The sequence below is a fragment of the Rhodococcus sp. P-2 genome (assembly GCF_016598535.1).
Classification (GTDB): Bacteria; Actinomycetota; Actinomycetes; order Mycobacteriales; family Mycobacteriaceae; genus Rhodococcus_F; species Rhodococcus_F baikonurensis.
In genome coordinates this window covers 5,071,560-5,092,317 of record NZ_CP066779.1, presented here as the reverse complement: position 1 = coordinate 5,092,317, position 20,758 = coordinate 5,071,560, and the positions used below count along the sequence as shown (strand labels likewise).

Annotated in this window: 8 protein-coding genes; 3 read left to right on the top strand and 5 right to left on the bottom strand. The window is 64.2% G+C overall.

Annotation, left to right across the window (positions count from 1 at the left end):
• Positions 1-50: 50 nt before the first annotated feature.
• Positions 51-836, top strand: a complete 786-nt coding sequence (locus tag I7X09_RS23820) for an SDR family oxidoreductase (protein WP_200313982.1) — start codon at positions 51-53, stop codon at positions 834-836.
• A gap of 10 nt (positions 837-846) precedes the next feature.
• Positions 847-1,977: a lycopene cyclase family protein gene (locus I7X09_RS23815; protein WP_200313981.1), complete on the top strand. Its 1,131-nt coding sequence runs from the start codon at positions 847-849 to the stop codon at positions 1,975-1,977.
• 15 nt (positions 1,978-1,992) lie between these two features.
• Here I7X09_RS23815 and I7X09_RS23810 read toward each other — a convergent pair whose 3' ends face one another.
• Positions 1,993-2,964, bottom strand: a complete 972-nt coding sequence (locus I7X09_RS23810; protein WP_200313979.1) for an alpha/beta hydrolase — start codon at positions 2,962-2,964, stop codon at positions 1,993-1,995.
• Between the two features lie 149 nt (positions 2,965-3,113).
• Between I7X09_RS23810 and ku the strand changes: the two genes are divergently transcribed.
• On the top strand, positions 3,114-3,953 hold the full coding sequence (ku, locus tag I7X09_RS23805; RefSeq protein ID WP_442800578.1) for a non-homologous end joining protein Ku: 840 nt from the start codon (positions 3,114-3,116) through the stop codon (positions 3,951-3,953).
• 1 nt (position 3,954) lies between these two features.
• Here ku and I7X09_RS23800 read toward each other — a convergent pair whose 3' ends face one another.
• The 4 genes from I7X09_RS23800 to I7X09_RS23785 form a co-directional block, all read right to left on the bottom strand.
• Positions 3,955-18,225, bottom strand: coding sequence for a non-ribosomal peptide synthetase (locus I7X09_RS23800; protein WP_200313975.1), 14,271 nt, complete (start codon positions 18,223-18,225; stop codon positions 3,955-3,957).
• Positions 18,226-18,563: 338 nt separating this feature from the next.
• Positions 18,564-18,986, bottom strand: coding sequence for a metal-sulfur cluster assembly factor (locus I7X09_RS23795; RefSeq protein ID WP_003944963.1), 423 nt, complete (start codon positions 18,984-18,986; stop codon positions 18,564-18,566).
• The gene (gene sufU, locus I7X09_RS23790) at positions 18,983-19,486 is read right to left on the bottom strand and encodes a Fe-S cluster assembly sulfur transfer protein SufU (RefSeq protein ID WP_200313973.1); all 504 of its coding nucleotides are present in this window, start codon (positions 19,484-19,486) and stop codon (positions 18,983-18,985) included. Before sufU ends, I7X09_RS23795 begins: the two co-directional genes overlap by 4 nt.
• A 3-nt stretch (positions 19,487-19,489) precedes the next feature.
• Entirely contained in the window at positions 19,490-20,755 is a 1,266-nt protein-coding gene (locus tag I7X09_RS23785; protein ID WP_095970174.1) for a cysteine desulfurase, read from the bottom strand.
• Between the last annotated feature and the right edge of the window lie 3 nt (positions 20,756-20,758).

The following is a 20,758-nucleotide window of genomic DNA, read 5'->3' as shown; positions in this document are numbered from 1 at the left end:
CCTGACGGTCGTTCCGACCAGCAGCGTGTGAGTCCGCTAACGTTCGGGACATGACTAGCGAAAACAGCACTCGTCCTCGCGACCTCGAAGGCCGCTCCGCCATCGTCACCGGCGCAAGTCGCGGAATCGGCAAAGCTGTCACCGCCGAGCTCCTCGCTCGCGGCGCCGACGTCTTGATCACCGCACGCAAGGCGGAGCCTCTCGAGGCCGCTGCAACCGAACTGTCCGATCTGGGGCACGGCGGCAAGGTCGTCGCATTCGCGGGCAACGCTGCCGATGCCGAAGCCCGCTCCGGTGCCGTCGACCGTGCTGTCGCCGAGTTCGGATCGCTCGACATTCTGGTCAACAACACCGGCATCAATCCGGTCTTCGGTTCGCTCATGGAGGCCGACCTCGACGCCGTACGCAAGATCTTCGACGTGAACGTGGTTGCCGCCCTGGGCTACGTCCAGCAAGCGCATCGGGCATGGATGGGAGAACACGGTGGAGCCGTCGTGAACCTGGCCAGTGTGGCCGGGATCCGATCGACGGGCGTCATCGCGGCGTACGGAGCGTCGAAAGCTGCGCTCATCCGGTTGACGGAAGAACTGGCCTGGCAACTGGGACCGAAGATTCGTGTCAATGCCGTAGCTCCCGGGATCGTCAAGACGCAGTTCGCGGCAGCCCTGGTCGCTGCTGGCGAGGACAAGGCGTCGGCGGGCTACCCGATGAAGCGACTGGGCACCCCCGAAGACGTCGCCGGTCTGGTCGGCTTCCTGGTCTCCGACGCGGCGGCGTGGATCACGGGCGAAACCGTGCGCGTCGACGGCGGCCTACTCGCAACGGGATCGATGTAGTGCGCCGATCATGAGCACAGACAACTCCTCCGCCGATGTGGTGATCGTCGGCGGAGGACCGGCGGGGCGGGCGCTCGCGACCCGCTGTATCGCCCGGCAACTCACGGTCGTCATCGTCGATCCGCATCCTCGTCGGGCGTGGACTCCGACGTATTCGGCGTGGGCGGACGAACTGCCGTCGTGGCTGCCGGACGAGGTGATCGCGAGCCGAATCCAACGTCCGAGTGTGTGGGCCGAGGAGCAGAAAACGTTTGATCGCACATATTGCGTATTGAATACATCATCACTGCAATTATTTCTCTCGGATACATCCGCACAGTTCAGAGCCTTGACTGCCAGAACACTGTCCCCCAACAGCGTTGTGTGCACCGACGGAACCCAGCTGACGGGTTCCGTCGTCGTCGACGCTCGAGGCACCGACCTCACGGTGACAACCGCGCAGCAGACAGCCTTCGGAGTGATCGTCGACCGCGCCCTGACAGCTCCGATTCTGGGCGGCCGCGAAGCCTGGTTCATGGACTGGCGAAGAGACAACGGCACCTCCGACGCCGACACTCCCTCGTTTCTCTACGCGGTCCCGCTCGACAACGAGCGAGTCCTCCTCGAGGAGACCTGCCTCGTCGGCCGGCCGGCGTTGGGGTTGCGCGAACTCGAAACACGTCTGCGCACCCGACTTCACAATCGGGGCTGCGAAGTCCCCGACGACGCGCCGGTCGAGCGAGTCCGTTTCGCAGTCGAAGGCCCGAAAGACTCGTCCCCCGGCGATGTCCTCCGGTTCGGCGGGCGAGGCGGTCTGATGCATCCGGGAACCGGATACAGCGTTGCCTCCTCACTCGCCGAGGCCGACACTGTCGCGAAAGCAATCGCCGACGGTGAGGATCCGAACGCGGCACTCTGGCCTCGCTCGGCCAAGGCGGTATCCGCTCTCCGCCGCGTTGGTCTGAACGCACTTCTCACCCTCGACTCGGGCGAAGTCACCACATTCTTCGACAAGTTCTTCGATCTACCGGTCGAGGCTCAGCGGTCATACCTTTCCGATCGGCGGGACGCGGCCGCGACGGCGAAAGTGATGGCAACACTGTTCCGATCGTCACCGTGGCACGTGAGAAAGACGTTGATGCGCGCGCCGTTTCTCCGGTGACTAGATCCGCACCGACTACTGCGCTGCCATCGAACTGGCGATCATCGGCCAGGAATTGTGGAGGTCGTCCTGCCAGTAACCCCACGAGTGGGTTCCGCTCGGCTTGAAGTCGAAGGTCGCGGGGATGCCCAGTGCGTTCAGTCGGTCCGCCAATCCGTGTGTGCACCCGTTGACCGCGGATTCGATGATGCCGCCGACGATGATCTGATTCAAGAGTGCTCCGGGGTTTCCGTTCACATCGGGCGCCTGAAGGTTGTCGTGTGGGCCTGGCAGCCCGGATCCGGTGGAGACGTACAGTTCGGTCCCCCGCAACTTCTCCGCGTTCACGACGGGATCGTTCTCGCGCCATCCCGGACCGTCGAACGGTCCCCACATGTTTGTCGGATCAGCGCCACCCCGCGCACCGACCACCAGTCGCACGTAGTCCTGACCCGGCTGGGTGGAAGTCTCCGCGCACCCGCTGTAGGCCCCGACACTGCGGTAGAGGCCCGGCGCCGAAATCGCGAGGTTGAGAACGGAGGTGGCGGTCATCGAGATCGCCGCGATGGAGTTGACCCCGTCGGTCCCGAACTGCGCATCGATCACCGGCGGCAGTTCGCGAGTGAGGAACGTCTGCCACTTGTTGCGCCCGAGTACGGGATCGTCCTTCTGCCAGTCCGTGTAGTAGCTGAACGCACCTTCCAACGGCGTCACGACGTTGACGTCCTTGTCGGCGAAGAAGTCCAGGACATCGGTCCGCCCTTCCCACGTTGCGCTGTCCTCGCCGCCACCGGCGCCGTTGAGCAGATACAGCGTCGGGCGTGGCGCACTGGTGTCGGCGGGGAGGATCACCTCGAGTGGTATGTCGCGGTCCATCGCTTCCGAATGAACGGTGATCCGGACAGTACGGGCCGGATCTGCGGCAGCGTGCCAAGGAGCCAACAGCAACGGAACCAGTGATATCGCCAGCGCCGCGGTGACGCGTCGACGGTAGGTTCGGATTCTCATCGGAGCGTGCCCCCAGGTGTGCGAGTCGGGTTCTCGGAGCGGATACCCGCTCGATACGCCCCGAACCGGCCCGTTCACACGCAACGGTTCGGGATCAACCGTGAGCGTTTGCCTCGCGCAATCGGCTGGGGGCGACCATCATGGGAGACATGCGCTCGATTTGGAAAGGCTCGATAGCCTTCGGTCTGGTCAACGTTCCGGTCAAGGTGTACTCGGCGACCGAGGACCACGACATCCGATTTCACCAGGTCCATGCAAAAGACGGTGGCCGCATCAAGTACAACCGTGTGTGTTCCGAGTGCGGAAACACGGTTCAGTTCGCGGACATCGACAAGGCGTACGACTCGGAAGACGGATCGCGCGTCATCTTGAGCGACGAGGACTTCAACAGGCTCCCGGCCGCGGAGAAGCACGAGATTCCGGTGCTGGAATTCGTGCCGAACGATCAGATCGATCCGATCTTGTTCGAGAAGAGTTACTTCCTCGAACCCGATTCGGCGTCGCCGAAGGCGTACGTCCTGCTCTCGACTGTGCTCACCGAGAGTGATCGAACGGCACTGGTGCATTTCACTCTGCGACAGAAGACGCGTCTGGCCGCGATGCGCGCTCGCGACGGCGTCCTCGTGATCCAGACGTTGCTCTGGCCCGATGAAGTTCGTGCAGCAGAGTTCCCTTCGCTCGACGACGTGGAGAAGCCGAAGGCCAAAGAACTGAAGATGGCGCAGACGCTCGTCGAGAGCATGGCCGGCGATTTCGATCCGACCGAGTTCACCGACGACTACCAACTCCAATTGCGGCAGTTGCTCGACGAGATGATCGAGAACGGCGGCAAGAAGGTCATCCCTGCCGCCGAAGTCGACCAGGAGGGTACCGATGCAGAGGTGGTCGACCTGGTTGCCGCACTGCAACGCAGTGTGGACGAAGCGAAGTCGAACGCCTCCAAGGCCGGCTCCTCGAAGTCGACCACGCCGAGGAAGAAACGGGCCTGATTCAGCCGCGCACGTCCTGAACTTCGATCAGAGCGTCCAGCTCTGCGTCGACGTCCGGGGCCGCATGACGACCTGTTCCGACCGCCAGGTTCACGACAGGGCCGATCGCCTCCAGACCTGCTTCGGTGAACATCTCGGCGTGTGAGGTGGGCACCGGACGGTCGATGATCACCCCGGACACGAACGGCCGCCATGCCGACGCCGTTCGCAGTGGGTCGAAAGTGTCGGTCTGTGCCGAGAAGAACAGCAGATCGCCCACGAACCTGCCCGGGCGGTAGCGGTGAGCCAGCTCCGCGCCGGCCGAGTACTCCTCGAACAGTCGCTCGATCCGCTCGCTCGAGACCAAGGGGTGATCGCCGATGGCATCGCGCAGGAGCTCTTCGGCGTCCTCGGGTGTCAGATCGCGCTCGTCGGCGTCCGGGACCGAGATCCCCAACCCGCCGATCAGTTCGGCGAGTGAAGGCTGCGCGCCCGCCATCATCGGGTCTTCGAGTACGAAGCTGTCGAGCAGAACAAGGTCGGCGACGCTTTCACCTGCTGCTTGCAATTGCACCGCCGCCGCATGGGCGATCAATCCGCCGATCGACCAGCCGAGCAGATGATACGGACCGTGGGGCTGGACTCCGCGGATCTCCTCGACGTACCGCGCCGCGAAATCCTCGATCAGCTCCGCCCGGAATTCGGGGTCGGTCAGAACCGGCGACTGCAGGCCGTAGAGCGGCCGGCTGGAATCGACGTAGCGATCGAGTGCCCCGTAGCACCAGGCCAATCCGATGGCCGGATGGATGCAGAACAGAGGCTCGGCGCGGCCTTCCGGGCGTAGTGGCAGGACTATTGCAAGCGCCGAGGTATCTGCGTCACTTGTCACAACTGTTTCCTCGAGTTCGAAGAGTCTGCGCGCCAATGCCTCCGGAGTCGGATCGGAGAATATCCACGCGACGGGGACGGTCAGGCTGGTGCGTTCCTCGATGGCAGCGACCAAGCGCGTTGCCATGAGCGAGTTTCCGCCGAGTTCGAAGAAACTCGAATCGGCGTACGTGTCGGCGTCGGAGAGATCGAGTACCTCCGCGAAAGCAGCGCAGATCGCAATCTCGTCGCTGCCCTCCGGACTGCGTCCACTCGGCGCCTCCCAGAGGGGAGCAGGCAGAGCGCTGCGATCCAACTTGCCCGCCGGTGTGGTCGGGACTGCATCGATCGCGACAAAGGCGGACGGGATCATGTGCGCAGGCAGGGACATACCTGCGTGACGGCGTAGCGCGGTGACGTCGACGTCCGCGTATGCGGGGACGACGTAGGCGACGATCCGAGCGTCGACGCCGTCACCGACGACCACGCTGACAGCGGAATGCACGGATGCGTCGGACGCCAGCACCGCGTCGATTTCGCCGAGTTCGATCCGGAACCCGCGGACCTTGACTTGCTGGTCCGCGCGTCCGAGGTAGATCAGCGCCCCGGCGCGATCTTCGCGCACCAGATCCCCGGTGCGGTACATCCGAGCACCTTCGGGTCCGTGCGGGTCGGCGACGAACCGTGTGGCGGTGAGCGCGGGGTTGCCGAGGTACCCGCGGGCGAGGCCGTCACCGCTGACGTAGAGCTCACCGACGACCTGTCCGGGGACCGAGTGCAGTCGGGAATCGAGAATCATCGCGTCCACGCCGCGGATCGGACCGCCGATTGTCACGGGCTCCCCCGCGACCAGTGAATCGCTGATGGTGACTGCGACGGTGGCCTCGGTCGGGCCGTACGCGTTGAACATACGGCGCCCCGGCGCCCACCGAGATACGAGGTCGGCGGAGCAGGCGTCGCCCCCGACAACGACGGCTTCGAGATGGTCGAGCCCGGCGGGATCGACAGTCGTCAAGGCTGCCGGAGTCACGAAAGCATGGGTGATCGTCTGCTCGTCGAGTAGGTCGTGCAGTTCGACACCGCCGAGAACGGTCGGAGGTGCGATCACCATCGTTGCGCCGGCGCCGAAGGCCAGAAGGAGTTCGAGGACCGACGCGTCGAAGCTCGTCGAGGCGAAGCTCAGAGCGCGAGAGTGCGCGGTGACGCCGAAACGGTCGCGCTGTTCGTCGGCAAACGCGGCCAACCCCGCGTGAGTGACCAACACTCCCTTGGGTTTTCCGGTCGAGCCCGAGGTGTAGATCAGGTAGGCGGGATTGTCGAGCTCGAGTGGCGCGTCCGGCAGTGTCTCGGAATGGACGGCCTCGATTTCGGTGGTGAATTCGACCGCGTCCAGCTCGATCCACGATGTGACGTCTGGCAGACCGGTCAGATACTCGCCTCTGGTGATACCGAGTGCTGCCCCGCTGTCGGTGAGCATGTGCTCGATCCGCTCGGCGGGGTACGCCGGATCCACGGGAAGGAACACCCCGCCGGCTTTCGCAACGGCCCAGAGCGCGATCACGTAGTCGGCCGACCTCGGAAGCGCCAGTGCCACAATCATTTCCGGCGCTATTCCGCGTGCGATCAACGCAAAGGCCATTGCGTCGGAGCGTCGGTCGAGTTCGCCGTAGGTGAGCGTGGCGGATGCGGCGACGTCGACGATTGCGGGAGCGTGTGGATCGGCGGCGCCGCGAAGCAGCAGCTCCGGCAAGGTCAAAGCGTCGCCGGCCGGACGCCCGGGCAACGCACGCAGGCCGCGTACCGCAAGATCGACGTCACCGACGACGGCGGAGGGCTGGGCAGTCAGTGTCTCGATGATCGTTTCCAGCATCACCGCAAACGACTCCGCCGTATCGGTGTCGAAGAGATCCTTCGCGTACGTGAGGGAGGCCTCGTAGCCGCCGCCTTCCTCCGCGGTCTGTTCGACAACGGTGAACTGCAGGTCGTACTTGGCGATGTCCGGTGTGATCTCGTGGGCACGAACGGCAAGTCCAGGCAGGTCCCACGTCGTCGGGTGGGCGCCGTGGAACGAGATCATCGTCTGGAACACCGGATGACGGTCGGTGGTCCGGGTCGGCGCCACCACGTCCACGACCTGCTCGAACGGAATGTCCGCGTGGGCGAAGGCGTCGAGATCGACGGAGCGGACAGTACGCAGAACGTCGACGAACGTCGCCCCGGGATCGACCGTCGTGCGCAGTCCGACCGTGCCCACGAACATTCCCACGAGGTCGTCGAGAACTCGGTGTCCTCGCCCGGCGACCGGAGATCCGATCACGATGTCGGTGCTTCGACTCAGCCTGGACAGCAGGACGGCATAGGCAGCGTGCAACACCATGAACGGCGTTGCCGCATTGGAGCCGGCAACCGCCTCGACCGCGATCCGGGTGTGCGCCGGAAGCGAGACCGCCGTGTGGGCACCGCTCAACGACTGGGTGAGCGGACGCGCTCGATCGCTCGGAAGGTCGATCAGCTCGGGCGCTCCCCGCAACGTCTCCCGCCAGTACGACGCCTGTGCCCCGAGCACGCTCTCGGATTCGTTCACCGCGCCCAGTGCTTCCCGCTGCCAGATGGCGAAGTCCGCGTAATGCACCTCGAGTGGCGTGAACTCGGGAGCGTGTCCCGAACTTCTCGCGACGTAGGCGGTGAGCACGTCCTTCATCAACGGCGCGATCGACCATCCGTCCGCCGCGACGTGGTGGATCACGATGACCAGAGTGTGTTGCTGCGGCGTCGACTCGAGCAGGAGAGCCCGGATCGGGGCTTGGGTCGTGATGTCGAATCCGCGCGATGCGAATTCTCCGGCGATTTCTGCCGGTTCACGGGTGTCCGCAGTTCCGTATTCCAAGGAGGTGAATGCATCCTGGATCACCTGGTGTGGGCCGGTGTCGGAATCTGGGAACACCGTGCGCAGGATTTCGTGTCTTTCGATCACATCGAGGACAGCAGCTTCGAGGGCCGGCACGTCGAGTGCACCGTCGAGGGAGATCGCGGCAGGGACGTTGTATGCGGGTGAGCCCGGATCCATCTGGTTGAGGAACCAGATGCGGGCCTGCGCGTAGGACAGCGGAATTCGATCGGGGCGGTCGGCGACGGTGATCGGCGGAAGCGCCTTCACCCTGGTGGATGTGTCGAGTGCTGCGGCAAGTTCCCGAATTTCGGGGTGCTCGAACAGCATTCGGACAGCCACCTGCCTGCCCAATGATTCGCCGAGTCGCTGGGACAGTCTGGTGGCGAGCAGTGAGTTGCCACCGAGCTCGAAGAAACTGTCCGACGCACCGATCTGTTCGATACCCAGCAGTTCTGCCACGACGCCGGCAACCTGGAGTTCGGTCGCGGTGGTCAGCGGCTCGACACTCCGCTCGGACGAACGCAGTGTCGGCGCCGGCAGCGCCGATCGGTCGAGTTTCCCGACGGGGGTCAGCGGAACGTGCTCGATCGGGGTGATCGCCGACGGCACCATGAAGGCGGGCAGAGAGCGGCGCGCATGGCTCAGCAACTCGTCCATGTCGACCGCATCGTCGCCGAGCACCACGTACGACGCCAACATCGTCTCACCGGAAGCTGCGTCGACGCCCACGGTGACCGCGAACTCGACGCCGGGGTATGCGCTCAGGACAGAGTCGATCTCGCCCAGTTCGATGCGGAATCCGCGCACTTTCACCTGGTGATCGGAGCGTCCGACGTATTCGATCGTCTCGAGCGGTGTCCACCGAACCAGGTCTCCGGTCCGGTACATGCGAGTACCGGCCGGGCCGAACGGCGCTGCCACGAATCGCGTCGCCGTCAACCCGGGTTGGTCGAGGTAGCCGCGGGCAAGTCCCAGGCCGGCGATGTAGAGCTCGCCGGTGACTCCGACGGGGACCGGCCGGGCGGAACCGTCGAGAACCACCGCGGACACGCCGCGGACGGGTCCGCCGATGGTCACGGTCTCCCCCACGCTCAGCGCATCGCTGATGCAGACCATGACGGTGGTTTCCGTCGGCCCGTATCCGTTGAACAACCGGCGACCCGGTGCCCACTTGCGGACCAGTTCGGGTGGGCATGCCTCGCCGCCGACAACTATCGACTGCAAGGCGTCCAGCCCGGTCGGATCGACCGAGGCCAGCGCTGCCGGTGTGATGAACGCGTGGGTCACCTGCTGATCGGTGACCAATTTGGCGAGGTCCTCGCCGCCGTAGACGTCGGGAGATGCGATCACCATCGTCGCGCCTTCACCGACGGCGAGCAGCAGTTCGAGGATGGAGGCGTCGAAGCTCGGTGAGGAGAAGTGCAGCGTCCTCGACTGCGCCGAGATGCCGTAGCGCGCCGTCTGCTCGGCAGCCAATGCGCTCAGGCCACGGTGAGTAACGCTGACCCCCTTGGGTTTTCCCGTCGATCCGGAGGTGTAGATGATGTAGGCGAGGTTGTCGATTCGGATCGGCGCTGCGGGAATCGCTTGACCGGTACCGTCGTCCTCGATGTCGTCCATCGTCATCCACGGAACGGGCCGGGGCAGCGATTCGATCACTGCTTCCGTCGTCACTCCGCGAGTGGCTCCGGAGTCGGTGAGCATGTGCAGAATGCGATCGGCGGGGTATCGCGGATCGACAGGAACAAACGCAGCACCGGTCAAGGAAACGCCCCACAACGCGATGATCGAGTCGATCGAACGCGGAATCGCTATTGCCACAATGTCTTCGGCACCGATTCCTTCCGTGGTCAAACGGCGGGCAAGCGCCGATGCACGGGCGAACAGATCTCGGTAGAGCACGGTGGTGTCACCCGATCGAAGGGCCACCGAATCCCCTGAACTGTTGGCCGTCCGCGTCAATATTTCGGCCAAGGTGCGCGAGCTGGTCCATGCCGGACCGCGTACGGGCACGAGTGACTCTCGCTCGAGGGCACTGAGGAATTCGATGTCGTCGATCGCGGTGTCCGGCTCCGCGGCGACGGCGCGGGCTACCGACTGCACACGGGCGGCGATCGTTTCCGCGGTGGCGATGTCGAAGAGCGCCTCGGCAAACCTGAGCGATCCGGTGATCTCCGCGTTCTCGGAATTGCCTGCCAGCAGAGTGAACTCGAGGTCGAACTTCGCGACGGACGGCTCGAGTGGTTGCGCTTCGAGACGTGCGCCGTGAACTGTGACCTGCGGCGAGACCACATTCTGGTGGTACGACAGCATGACCTGAAACAGTGGATGTCGCGTGGTGGACCGGTCGAGGTCGAGGGCGTCGACCAACACCTCGAAGGGCAACTCGGAGTGGGCGAAGGCGGCGAGGTCGCGGTCGCGGACGCCCTCGAGCAGGTCGGTGAACGACGCTCGGTGGTCGACCGGTGTGCGAAGGGGTACCGAATTGACGAACATCCCGATCAGGGAATCCAGTTCGGGTCGCCCGCGGCCGGCCACCGGGGTACCGATCACCACATCGTCGGTAGCACCGAGACGCGCGAGAACAACCGCCAGGATCGCGTGTACGACCATGAACTGCGTCGTACCACTGCGCCTCGCCAAGGCGGCGAGTTGCTCCACCGTCGCCGCGTCGATGACGATCGGCACCGATCCGACGGCGGTCGTGGTGACAGATCCGCGTGGGCGATCCACGGGTAACAGCACTTCGTCCGGGGCAGCCGCCATGGCAGCTGTCCAGAACGTCAGCTCGCGGGCAACCAGAGACTCCTGGTCGTCGATCTGCCCGAGCGAGTCTTTCTGCCACACCGCGTAATCGGCGTACTGCACCTCGAGCGGCGCAAATACGGGTGCATCCGAGACGACGCGTGCGGAGTACGCCGCGATGAAATCTGCGGCAAAGGGAGTCAGGGACCAGCCGTCGAAGGCGATGTGGTGGATGACGACGACCAGTACGTGAACATCGGCGTCCTCGCGCACGAGCATTGCCCGAATCGGCAGATCCGAACCGAGATCGAACCCACGCGATGCGAACTCCGTCGTCGCCGAGTCGACACCTTCAGAGCCGAAATAGCGCTCGACGGAGAACTGCACATCGGAAATTGCTCGGATGACCTGGCTCGGTCCGTCCGCGCTGTCGACGTAGATCGTTCGAAGCACCTCGTGACGCGCAATGACGTCCGAGAGCGCCTCCTCGAGGGCGTCGCCGTGGATGTCCCCGGTGATCCGGATCGCGAACGGGATGTTGTAGACCGAGGACTGCGGATCGAAGCGATTGACGAACCACAGTCGCTGTTGCGCAGCGGAGAGCGGTAGGCGGGCAGAGCGAGCGCCGGCGGTCAGGGCAGGTCGATCGTCGGATTCTTCGGCGCTTGTGGCCAGATGTGCGGCGAGCGCTTCGACTGTCGGTGCTTCGAAGATCGAGCGCACGTCCACGGCGAGTCCCGTCGCCGCGCTCAACCGCGCGGACACCTGCGTCGCGACGAGTGAATGGCCCCCGAGATCGAAGAAGCTGTCTCCGGCCCGGACCTCGGGTACGTCGAGCAGTGAAGCGAACACGTCGGCAACGGTTCGTTCGAGCCCGGCCTCGGGTTCACGACCCGTGCCGAGGATTTCGCGTGGAACCGGCGTCGGCAATGCTCTGCGATCGAGTTTGCCGACCGGGGTCAACGGAATCGCGTCGATCGGGGTGATCGACGACGGAATCATGTACCGAGGCAAGCTGTCGGCGAGTCCCACGAAGAGCGACTCGATATCAGCGTCGCCGCTCAGCAACACGTACGACGCCAAGGTGGTGCCTGCGACGGATTCGACGGGAATCGTCGTGGCGAAGTGAACGAGAGGGGAATCCATCAGAGCAGCGTCGATCTCGCCGAGTTCGATGCGGAACCCGCGGATCTTGAGCTGATGGTCGCTGCGGCCCACGTAGCGAAGGGTCAGGTCCTTCGTCCAGCGGACCAGGTCACCGGTGCGGTACATCCGCGCACCGGGCGTCGAGTACGGATGCGCGACAAAACGATCCGACGTCAGTGCTGGACGGAGGTGGTAACCCCGTGCGAGGCCCGGCCCACCGATGTACAGCTCGCCGACGCCGCCGATCGGGACCGGTTGCAGCCGAGCGTCGAGCACCACGGCGTCGATTCCGCGGATGGGACCACCGATGGTGATCGGCTCGCCCGGTGAGAGTGCGTCACTGATGGCAACCATGACAGTGGTTTCGGTCGGACCGTATCCGTTGTGCAGTCTGCGCCCGTTGCCCCAGCTCGAGACCAATTCCGGAGTGCACACATCGCCGCCGACGACTACGCATTCCAGTGCCGTCACGCCCGCCGGATCGACAGTCGCCAGAGCAGCCGGAGTGATGAAGGCATGAGTGACCTCGCGGCGTCGGAGGAACTCGCTCAAAGCCTCCCCGCCGTAGATGTCGGGAGGGGCGATCACCATCGTCGCGCCGGTCGAACCGGCCAGCAGTAGCTCGAGGACGGCACCGTCGAAGCTCGGCGATGCAAAATGCAAAGTTCGCGACGCGGCGGTGATCCGGTACCGATCCTGTTGTTCGCGAGCAAGATTCGCCAAACCTGCGTGGGTGACGACGGTGCCCTTCGGCACTCCGGTCGACCCGGACGTGTAGATGACGTACGCGGCCGACGCCGCAGTGATCGATCCTGTTCTGTCCGCGTCGTCGATGGCGGCGTCGGAGTAGGCGGCACATTCTGCAACCGTGTCCGCGTCGCCGAGGTCGATCCAAACTGCGACATTCCCGCCGGTTGCCGGACCGGCCGCGACCTCGGCGGACCGAATTCCAATGCGCACACCCGAATCCTCGAGCATGTGCGCAACTCGATCTGCGGGATAACGGGGATCGACCGGGACGAAAACGCCGCCGGCTTTGGTGACCGACCAGACTGCGAGCACCGAGTCGACCGATCGGGCGACTGCCAATGCGACCGGTGTCTCGGGGCCGACGCCCAGGTCCATGAGGTATCGAGCGATCCGATTCGATCGACGCTCCAGCTCCCCGTACGACAGTGAACGCTCGGAGTCTTCGAGGGCGATCGCGTCGGGATACGTCCTCGCGGTATCCCCGAGGATCTGCGCCAGCGTCGATTCGCCCACCGAAGCCACACCGCGGCGCGGCAATATCGCGGCACTCTCCCGGGATCCGAGTACACGAAGGTCACCCACCGGTGCAGTCGGTTCCGAGACCGCCGATTCGACGAGTGTCACGAAGTTTCGCGCCAACGCTTCGACGGTCGAGCCGTCGAACAGGTCGGTGGAGTAGGTGAACGTGGCATCGATCCCAGCTGCGGCCCCGGCCTCGCGGCGCTCGGTGACCGTGAGCTCGAGGTCGAACTTGGTCAACCCCGTCTCGACTGCCCGGGCCGTCATCGACACCCCGGCCAGTTCAGCTGTGTGAGTGGTGGTTATCCGAGAGGTGATGGCAGCCTGGAACACCGGGTGGTGTGCGGGCGAGCGGTCCAGTTCGAGCGCGTCCACGACGACGTCGAATGGTATGTCCGCATTGTCGAAGGCATCCACGTCGACAGCTCTGACCTGCGCGAGGTACTCCCCGAAGGTCACATCACGGTCGACGATGGTCCGCAAGGCAAGGGTGTTGACGAACATGCCGACGAGCAGATCGAGAGACCTGTCCCCTCGTCCCGCCACCGGTGTTCCGACGACGATGTCGTCTGTGCCGCTGTAGCGAGCCAAAAGAAGGGCGAAGCACGCGTGCAGGGCGATGAAAGGCGTGGCGTCGTGATCGGCAGCAAGTACAGCGAGCTTCTGATGTGTGGAAGCGCCAATTCTGATGTCGACGCCGGCCCCGCGCATGGTCGGGTCGAGTGGGCGCGGACGGTCCGTCGGCAGGTGGAGTTGCTCGGGCGCTCCCGCCAGTTGCTGCTTCCAGAACGTGATCTGTGAGTGGGCAAGCGAATCGGTGGATGCCGCGTCCCCGAGGTGCTCCCGGTGCCAGAGCGTGTAGTCGGCGTACTGCACTGGAAGCGGCGCCCACTGCGGGCTGTTGCCGCCGACGCGGGCGGCGTAGGCGCCGGTGAGATCAGCAGCCAACGGAGCGAGTGACCAACCGTCGGCCACCATGTGGTGCAGGACCACGACGAGGACAGCTTCCTCGTCATCGCCTTCCTTCTCGTCGGCGACAGTGATCAGCAGGTAGCGCACCGGGCGTTCGCGGACCAGATCGAAACCCGCCGAAGAGAATTCGAAGATCACTCTCTCGAGGCTTCCGCGTTCCACGTCGATCGACTCGAGCCCTGCGATCCCCTCGCCCAGGCCCAGCACCTTCTGCGTCGCGTTGTCCCCGATTTGAGGAAACACGGTGCGTAGTGACTCGTGACGTGTCACGACGTCCACGATCGCAGCGCTGAGTGCGTCGGCGTCGACGCCACCACGCAACGACACCGCCAGTGGAATGTTGTACGCGCCCGATTCCGGCGCGACGCGATTGAGGAACCACAGTCGCTGCTGGGCGGGTGCGAGAGGTAGCACGGCCGGCCGGGCCACGACCTGAATACCGTCGGCGTCCGGAGTTTGTGCGGCACGCTCGATGGTCGCCGCGATCCCGGAGACCGTGGGGTGATCGAAGAGTGCTCGCAGAGGCATCCGCACTCCGGTTGCTTCGGTCAAGCGAGCCACAGCCGTCGTCGCTACCAGCGAGTTTCCACCCAGATGGAAGAAATTGTCGTCGAGTCCGAGCGGCCCGCTACCGAGAATGTCAGCCAGAACCGCGGCGACCTTGTCCTCGGTCGGCGTCGTCGGGGGCCGGAAGACCTTGGTGGAGGCGAGGATCGGCGACGGCAGCGCACGCCGGTCGAGTTTTCCGTTGGTGGTCAACGGAATCGAATCGATGACCATGAAGGCATCGGGAACCATGTAGGTCGGGAGAACTTCGGCGGCGTGGGCGCGAAGGACCTCGGCGTCGACGGAATCAGAAGCGGTCACGTACGTCACGAGAGCGCCGCCCGCCGGCGTCGGTGCCACAACCGTCACTGCGTCGTCGATTCCCGGTGCGCCGAGGATGACGGAGTCGATTTCGCCGAGTTCGATCCGGAAGCCGCGGATCTTGACCTGCGCGTCGCCGCGTCCGAGGTATTCGAGTTGCCCGGGCGCAATCCACCGTGCTCGGTCGCCGGACCGGTACAACCGCCGGCCGCCGGCGTTGAAGGGATCGGCGACGAACCGGCCCGCGGTGAGGTCGGGTCGGCCCAGATATCCACGGGCGAGTTGGCCGCCGGCGACGTAGATCTCCCCCGCGATTCCCACCGGGACCGGCGAGAGGTGCTCGTCGAGCAAGTACACGCGAAGTCCGTCGATCGCGTCGCCGATCCGACTGCCCGTCACCGAACTCGCGCTCGGTCGGTCGAGTTCGAGATGCGTGACGTGCACCGTGGTCTCGGTGATGCCGTACATGTTGACGAGTGCAGGCCCGGAGTTCGTGTGATTGTCGTAGCCGGGGTGATTGTCGTACCAGCGTCCGAGTCGGCGCAGGTCCAATGCTTCGCCACCGAAGATCACGTACCGGAGCCGAGTCTCCGAATCGGCCCGGAGGTCGGCTTCGATGTACTGGTAGAAGGCCGAGGGCGTCTGATTGAGCACGGTGACGCCTTCTGCGGCGACCAGCGCTCGGAAGGCATCGGGGTCGCGTGAGACTTCGTGATCGACCAGCACCAGGGTTCCACCGTGGAGCAGTGCGCCCCACAGTTCCCACACCGAGAAGTCGAAGGCGAACGAGTGGAACATCGTCCACACGTCGTTGCCGTCGAATCCGAATTCGACATGCGTGTTCTCGAACAATCGCACCACGGTGGCGTGGGTGACGGAGACGCCTTTGGGTCGACCCGTCGACCCCGAGGTGTAGATCACGTACGCCAGATTGTCGGCTCCGTGCCCGCGCGGGCGCTCAGCGGTTTCCAGACTCTCCCCGGAGTACTCGTCGGAGTCGATTCCGATGACCGCCACATCGGCGTCCGGGAAGGTGGAATCGGAGACGATGCACACCGGTTGCGCATCCTCGACCACGTACGCCAAACGCTCGGCCGGGTGCGCACGATCGAGTGGGAGGTATCCGCCGCCGGCCTTCGCCACCGCGACTGCGGCAACGATCATGTCGACCGATTTGGGCAGCATGATTCCGACCAACGACTCGGATTGCACGCCGTGATCGACGAGTTTGCGCGCCAACTGATTCGATCGTCGATCGAGTTCGCGGTAGGACACGCGCTCGCCACCCGCGACGACGGCGATCGCGTCCGGGGTCGCGCGAGTGCGGTCGGCAAGGATGTCGGAGAGCGTTCGGACCGGGGTAATCGGCAGCACCGGCGGTACCAGCGCCTGGCGTGCGTCCGGGCGGAGCAGATCCACGGCGCCGAGCACCGAGTGCGGAGCACCGACCATCGCGGTCAAGATTCGCAGAAAACGGTCGGCGAGGTCCTCGGCTTGCTCCTTCGTGCCGAGCCAATCCAGGACACCGGAGATCGGCTGTTCGAAATCGGCATGCTCACCAGTCGGAATCGCCAGGGAGACAAACAGTTCCGGCACTGTAGCCAAGTCGGATCCGATCGGCGCACCGACCATGAGGACCGGAAATCTCGGGTGAGCGTCCAGTGGTTCCTCGAAGCAGACCATCGCCCGGAACAACGGGCCCGTCTCCATCCAGCGACCGTCACCGAGTGCGGCGGTCACCGACGACAGAAGAATGTCGGCGTGCTCGAACGCTTCGATCGCGACGGTGTCCACCGCACCGACCAGGTCGGTGAGCGTCATGGTGTTCGACACCGTGGAACGAAGCACCAACTGGTTGGCGAACATCGAGACGAAGTCGTCCGGGTTCGAGGCACCGTACCCGCGGACCGAAACTCCGATCGACACCTCGTCAGCCGAACCGACGCGGCGCAGCAGTCCGGTCATCGCGGACTGGAACAGCACGAACAGACTGGTGTTCATCGTCGTCGCCATCGTCTCGAGGCGCCGGCAGAGGTCTGCCTCGATCTCGAGAGGCGTGGACGTTCGACCGGTTCCCGCGACGACCGGCAAACCCAGATCCTCCGCGGGGCTCGACAATGTCGCAGACCAGTACTCTACGTTGCGGGCGTGTTGGACTTCGGCGATCCACTTCCCCGCGGCGTCGGGGTCGATGTCCATCAATCGAGTTCCCGCTTCTGCGGCGCAGAACAAGTCGAGGAATTCGAGGAAACGTCGGTGGTGACGCGAGATGTCCTCGTCGGTGTAGAGGTCCGGATTCGCGGCGAAGTCGATCTGGATCTCTTCGGCTGCGGAAGTCTGATAGACGTTGACCGAGAGGTCTTCGATCGGCCCGGTCGAGATCACGTTCAGTTCGCCGTGCGCGTCCCCGAGAGTGATTCCGGAATGGAACAGCATGAGGTTGATCAAAGGCCCGTGGAAGCCGCGTCCGTCGGCGATGCTGTGATCGCCGGCGTTGAGGTCGCGTCGTAGGTCTTCGTGGCGATACTTCTGATGACGCAGTGCGCCGGTGAGTTCGATCTTCACCTCGTGCAGCAGGTCCCCGACCGCGAAGTGCGGGTCGACACTCGCACGTATCGGAACGACGTTCGACATCATTCCGCCGGACCGGCGAGCAGCTTTTGTCGTCCGCCCCGACACCGGCAGACTGAGGACCACGTCGCGGGTCCCGGTGGCCCGGGCGAGGTAAGACGCCAGAGCACCGATCACCACGGACGACGTCGTCACGTCGTGGGCGGCAGCGAGCCGTTCGAGAGAGCTTCGCAGTTCCGAAGGCACCGTCGCGGACCGCAGGCGTGACCACGCCTGCGACGGAGCAGTCGAGGACGCGAGCGAGGTTCCGCCCGGCTTGTCGGCCATCTTGGTGTTCCAGTAGTCGCGATCACGCTCCCACCGGGAAGAGCCCAGATAGTCGGACTCCGCCTTCACCAACGATTGGAGGGGGGCAGTTACCGCTGGGGGAACCGGCAGATCCCGCACCGCGGCGGTGTAGATCTCGGCTGTGCGGTTCATCATCGACATCGCGCCGAAACCGTCGAGCGCTACATGGTGAATACGGCTGTACCAGTAGGAATGGTCGTCGCCAAGCACCAAGACCGCCAGCCGGACCAGGCGATCGGTGAACGGATCGATGGCAGCAGTGTGCTCTCTGCGCATCCACTCTCGCGCCGCCGATTCCGGATCCGATTCGTCTCGAAGATCGACCACGTCGAGGGAGTCGTCCATGTCGAGATCGAGCCACTGACGCGCAACTCCGTCCACCTCGACCAGGCGCAGGTATCCGGAGCCGATCTCACGGCCGGTCTGTTTACTGGCAGCGGTCAGCAGCTCGATGTCGAGCGGGCCGTCCACGTCGACGTACTGAGCGATGCTGACGGGAATCTCGGGCCGAAGCTGTTGTGCGACAAGCAGGGAAAGTTGCGCGGCAGAAAGAGGGAAGGTGAGTTCGTCGTCCGGACGAGCTGCGGAAACGATTCCTCGGTCGGGACTGCCATCCACACGAATCTCCCTCTTACAACTTGATCATGATGCAAACAGGTATATGCGTCCGCTGGACGCCTCGAACTGATCGGGGCACTTCGAAATGAGACGAATACATTGGAAAGCTCGGGCGGAAACTGGCAAATCGCCCGCCGGAGATCACATCGTGACAATCAGCTGCGATGTTACCGATCAGTCAGCTTCCAGCAAATATTCATCAAACAACCATTTGGGACTATTGTCCTGAATATCATGGCTAAAACTGCCCTATATAACAAACCGAAGCGCCGGTACCCGACGAACGGGCACCGACGCTCCGGTGAAATCTATTCAGTTGATCGTGCCGAGGTTGCTTGTCAGACCGTGAAGCCGAGTGCGCGCAGTTGCTCGCGTCCGTCTTCGGTGATCTTGTCCGGTCCCCACGGCGGCAACCACACCCAGTTGATCTTCATGTCGGTACACAGATCGCTACGCACCAGTGCGCCGCGTGCCTGGTCCTCGATCACGTCGGTCAACGGGCACGCCGCCGACGTCAAAGTCATGTCGATCGTGACGACGCCGTCGTCTTCGAAGAGTCCGTAGACCAAGCCGAGATCCACGACGTTGATTCCCAGTTCGGGGTCGACGACGTCGCGCATCGCTTCTTCGAGTTCGTCGAGTCGCTCAGGCGACGGGACAGTGCCACTGCCCTGTGCGCCACCGAATTCCGCAGTGGAATCGGGATTCGGATTCACCGGAGCGCCGACCTCGGCGTCCTGCACTGGTTGTGTCTCGGTCATGATCCCTGTCCTTCAGTCGTGTCGACCAATTCACTGCTGCTGTCCGCCATCGTGACAGCACCGCCGTCGACGATCTGGACTACAGCATCCTTGAATGCCATCCATCCGAGCAAGGCGCACTTCACGCGTGCCGGATACTTCGAGACACCGACGAACGCGATGCCGTCACCGAGAACGTCCTCGTCCCCCTCGACGGTGCCCCGACTGCTCACCATCTCGTTGAACGCCGTCACCGTCTTCAGTGCGTCGGTGACCTGCATCCCGATGACGAGGTCGTTGAGCACCGACGTCGACGCCTGGCTGATCGAACAACCCTGCCCGTCGTACGAGACGTCGGAGACCGTTCCGTCCTCGGAGATCTGGACGCGCAACGTCACCTCGTCGCCACACGTCGGGTTGACGTGGTGCACCTCGGCGCCGAACGGCTCACGGAGTCCGCGGCCGTGCGGATGTTTGTAGTGATCGAGGATCACTTCCTGATACATCTGCTCCATGCGCATGATTCAGTTCAACTCCCCTGCGACACCGAAAAATTCCTGCGCACGCTTGATCGCTGCGACGAGAACATCGATTTCCGAGGTGGTGTTGTAGAGCGCAAACGACGCACGGGCCGTCGCAGCGACACCGAACTTACGGTGCAGCGGCCACGCACAATGGTGTCCGACGCGGATCGCGACGCCCTCGTCGTCGAGGATCTGCCCGAGGTCGTGGGCATGAATACCGTCCACGACAAAGGAAATCGCGCCGCCGCGGTTCTCGGACGTCTGTGGTCCGATGATGCGCAGACCTTCGATCGCAGACAGCTTCTCGAGAGCATCCTCGACCAACACGTGCTCGTGCGCGGCGACTGCGTCCATCCCGAAGGTGTTCAGGTAATCCACGGCAGCGCCCAGTCCGACCACCTGTGAGGTCATCGGTACGCCGGCCTCGAAACGCTGAGGCGGCGGCGCGTAGGTACTGACCTCCATGGTGACCGTCTCGATCATCGAGCCACCGGTGATGAACGGAGGCATCGCTGCCAGCAGTTCACGACGGCCGTAGAGAACTCCGACCCCCGAAGGGCCGAGCATCTTGTGACCGGAGAACGCCGCGTAGTCCACGCCCAATTCGTGGAAGTCGACGGCCATGTGAGGCACCGACTGGCACGCGTCGAGCACGACGAGTGCACCGACGGCGCGTGCTCGTCGCACCAATTCCTCGACGGGTGCGATAGCGCCGGTCACGTTGGACTGGTGGGTGAACGAAACAACCTTCACCGCGTCCGTCAACTCCAGCGAATCGAGATCGATCCGGCCGTCGTCGGTCACGCCGTACCACTTGAGCGTCGCACCGGTTCGGCGCGCAAGTTCCTGCCAGGGAACGAGGTTGGCGTGGTGTTCGAGTTCGGTGATGACGATTTCGTCGCCAGGACCGACATGGCGGTCGAAGCGATCGTCACCGAGAACGTAGGTGACGAGATTCAGTGCCTCGGTGGCGTTCTTGGTGAACACCAACTCGTCCGAATCCGCGCCCACGAAGGAAGCGATGGTGGCGCGAGCATTCTCGTACGCGTCCGTCGCCTCTTCTGCGAGCTGATGAGCACCCCGGTGTACTGCCGCGTTACACGTGGTCAGGAAGTCCCGTTCGGCATCGAGAACCTGGACCGGACGCTGCGAGGTAGCGCCGGAATCCAAGTACACCAAAGGTTTTCCGTCGCGCACGGTTCGCGCCAGGATCGGGAAGTCGGCCCGAACCGCTGTGACGTCGAGCTCGCGCACCGAGGTGGTCATCGT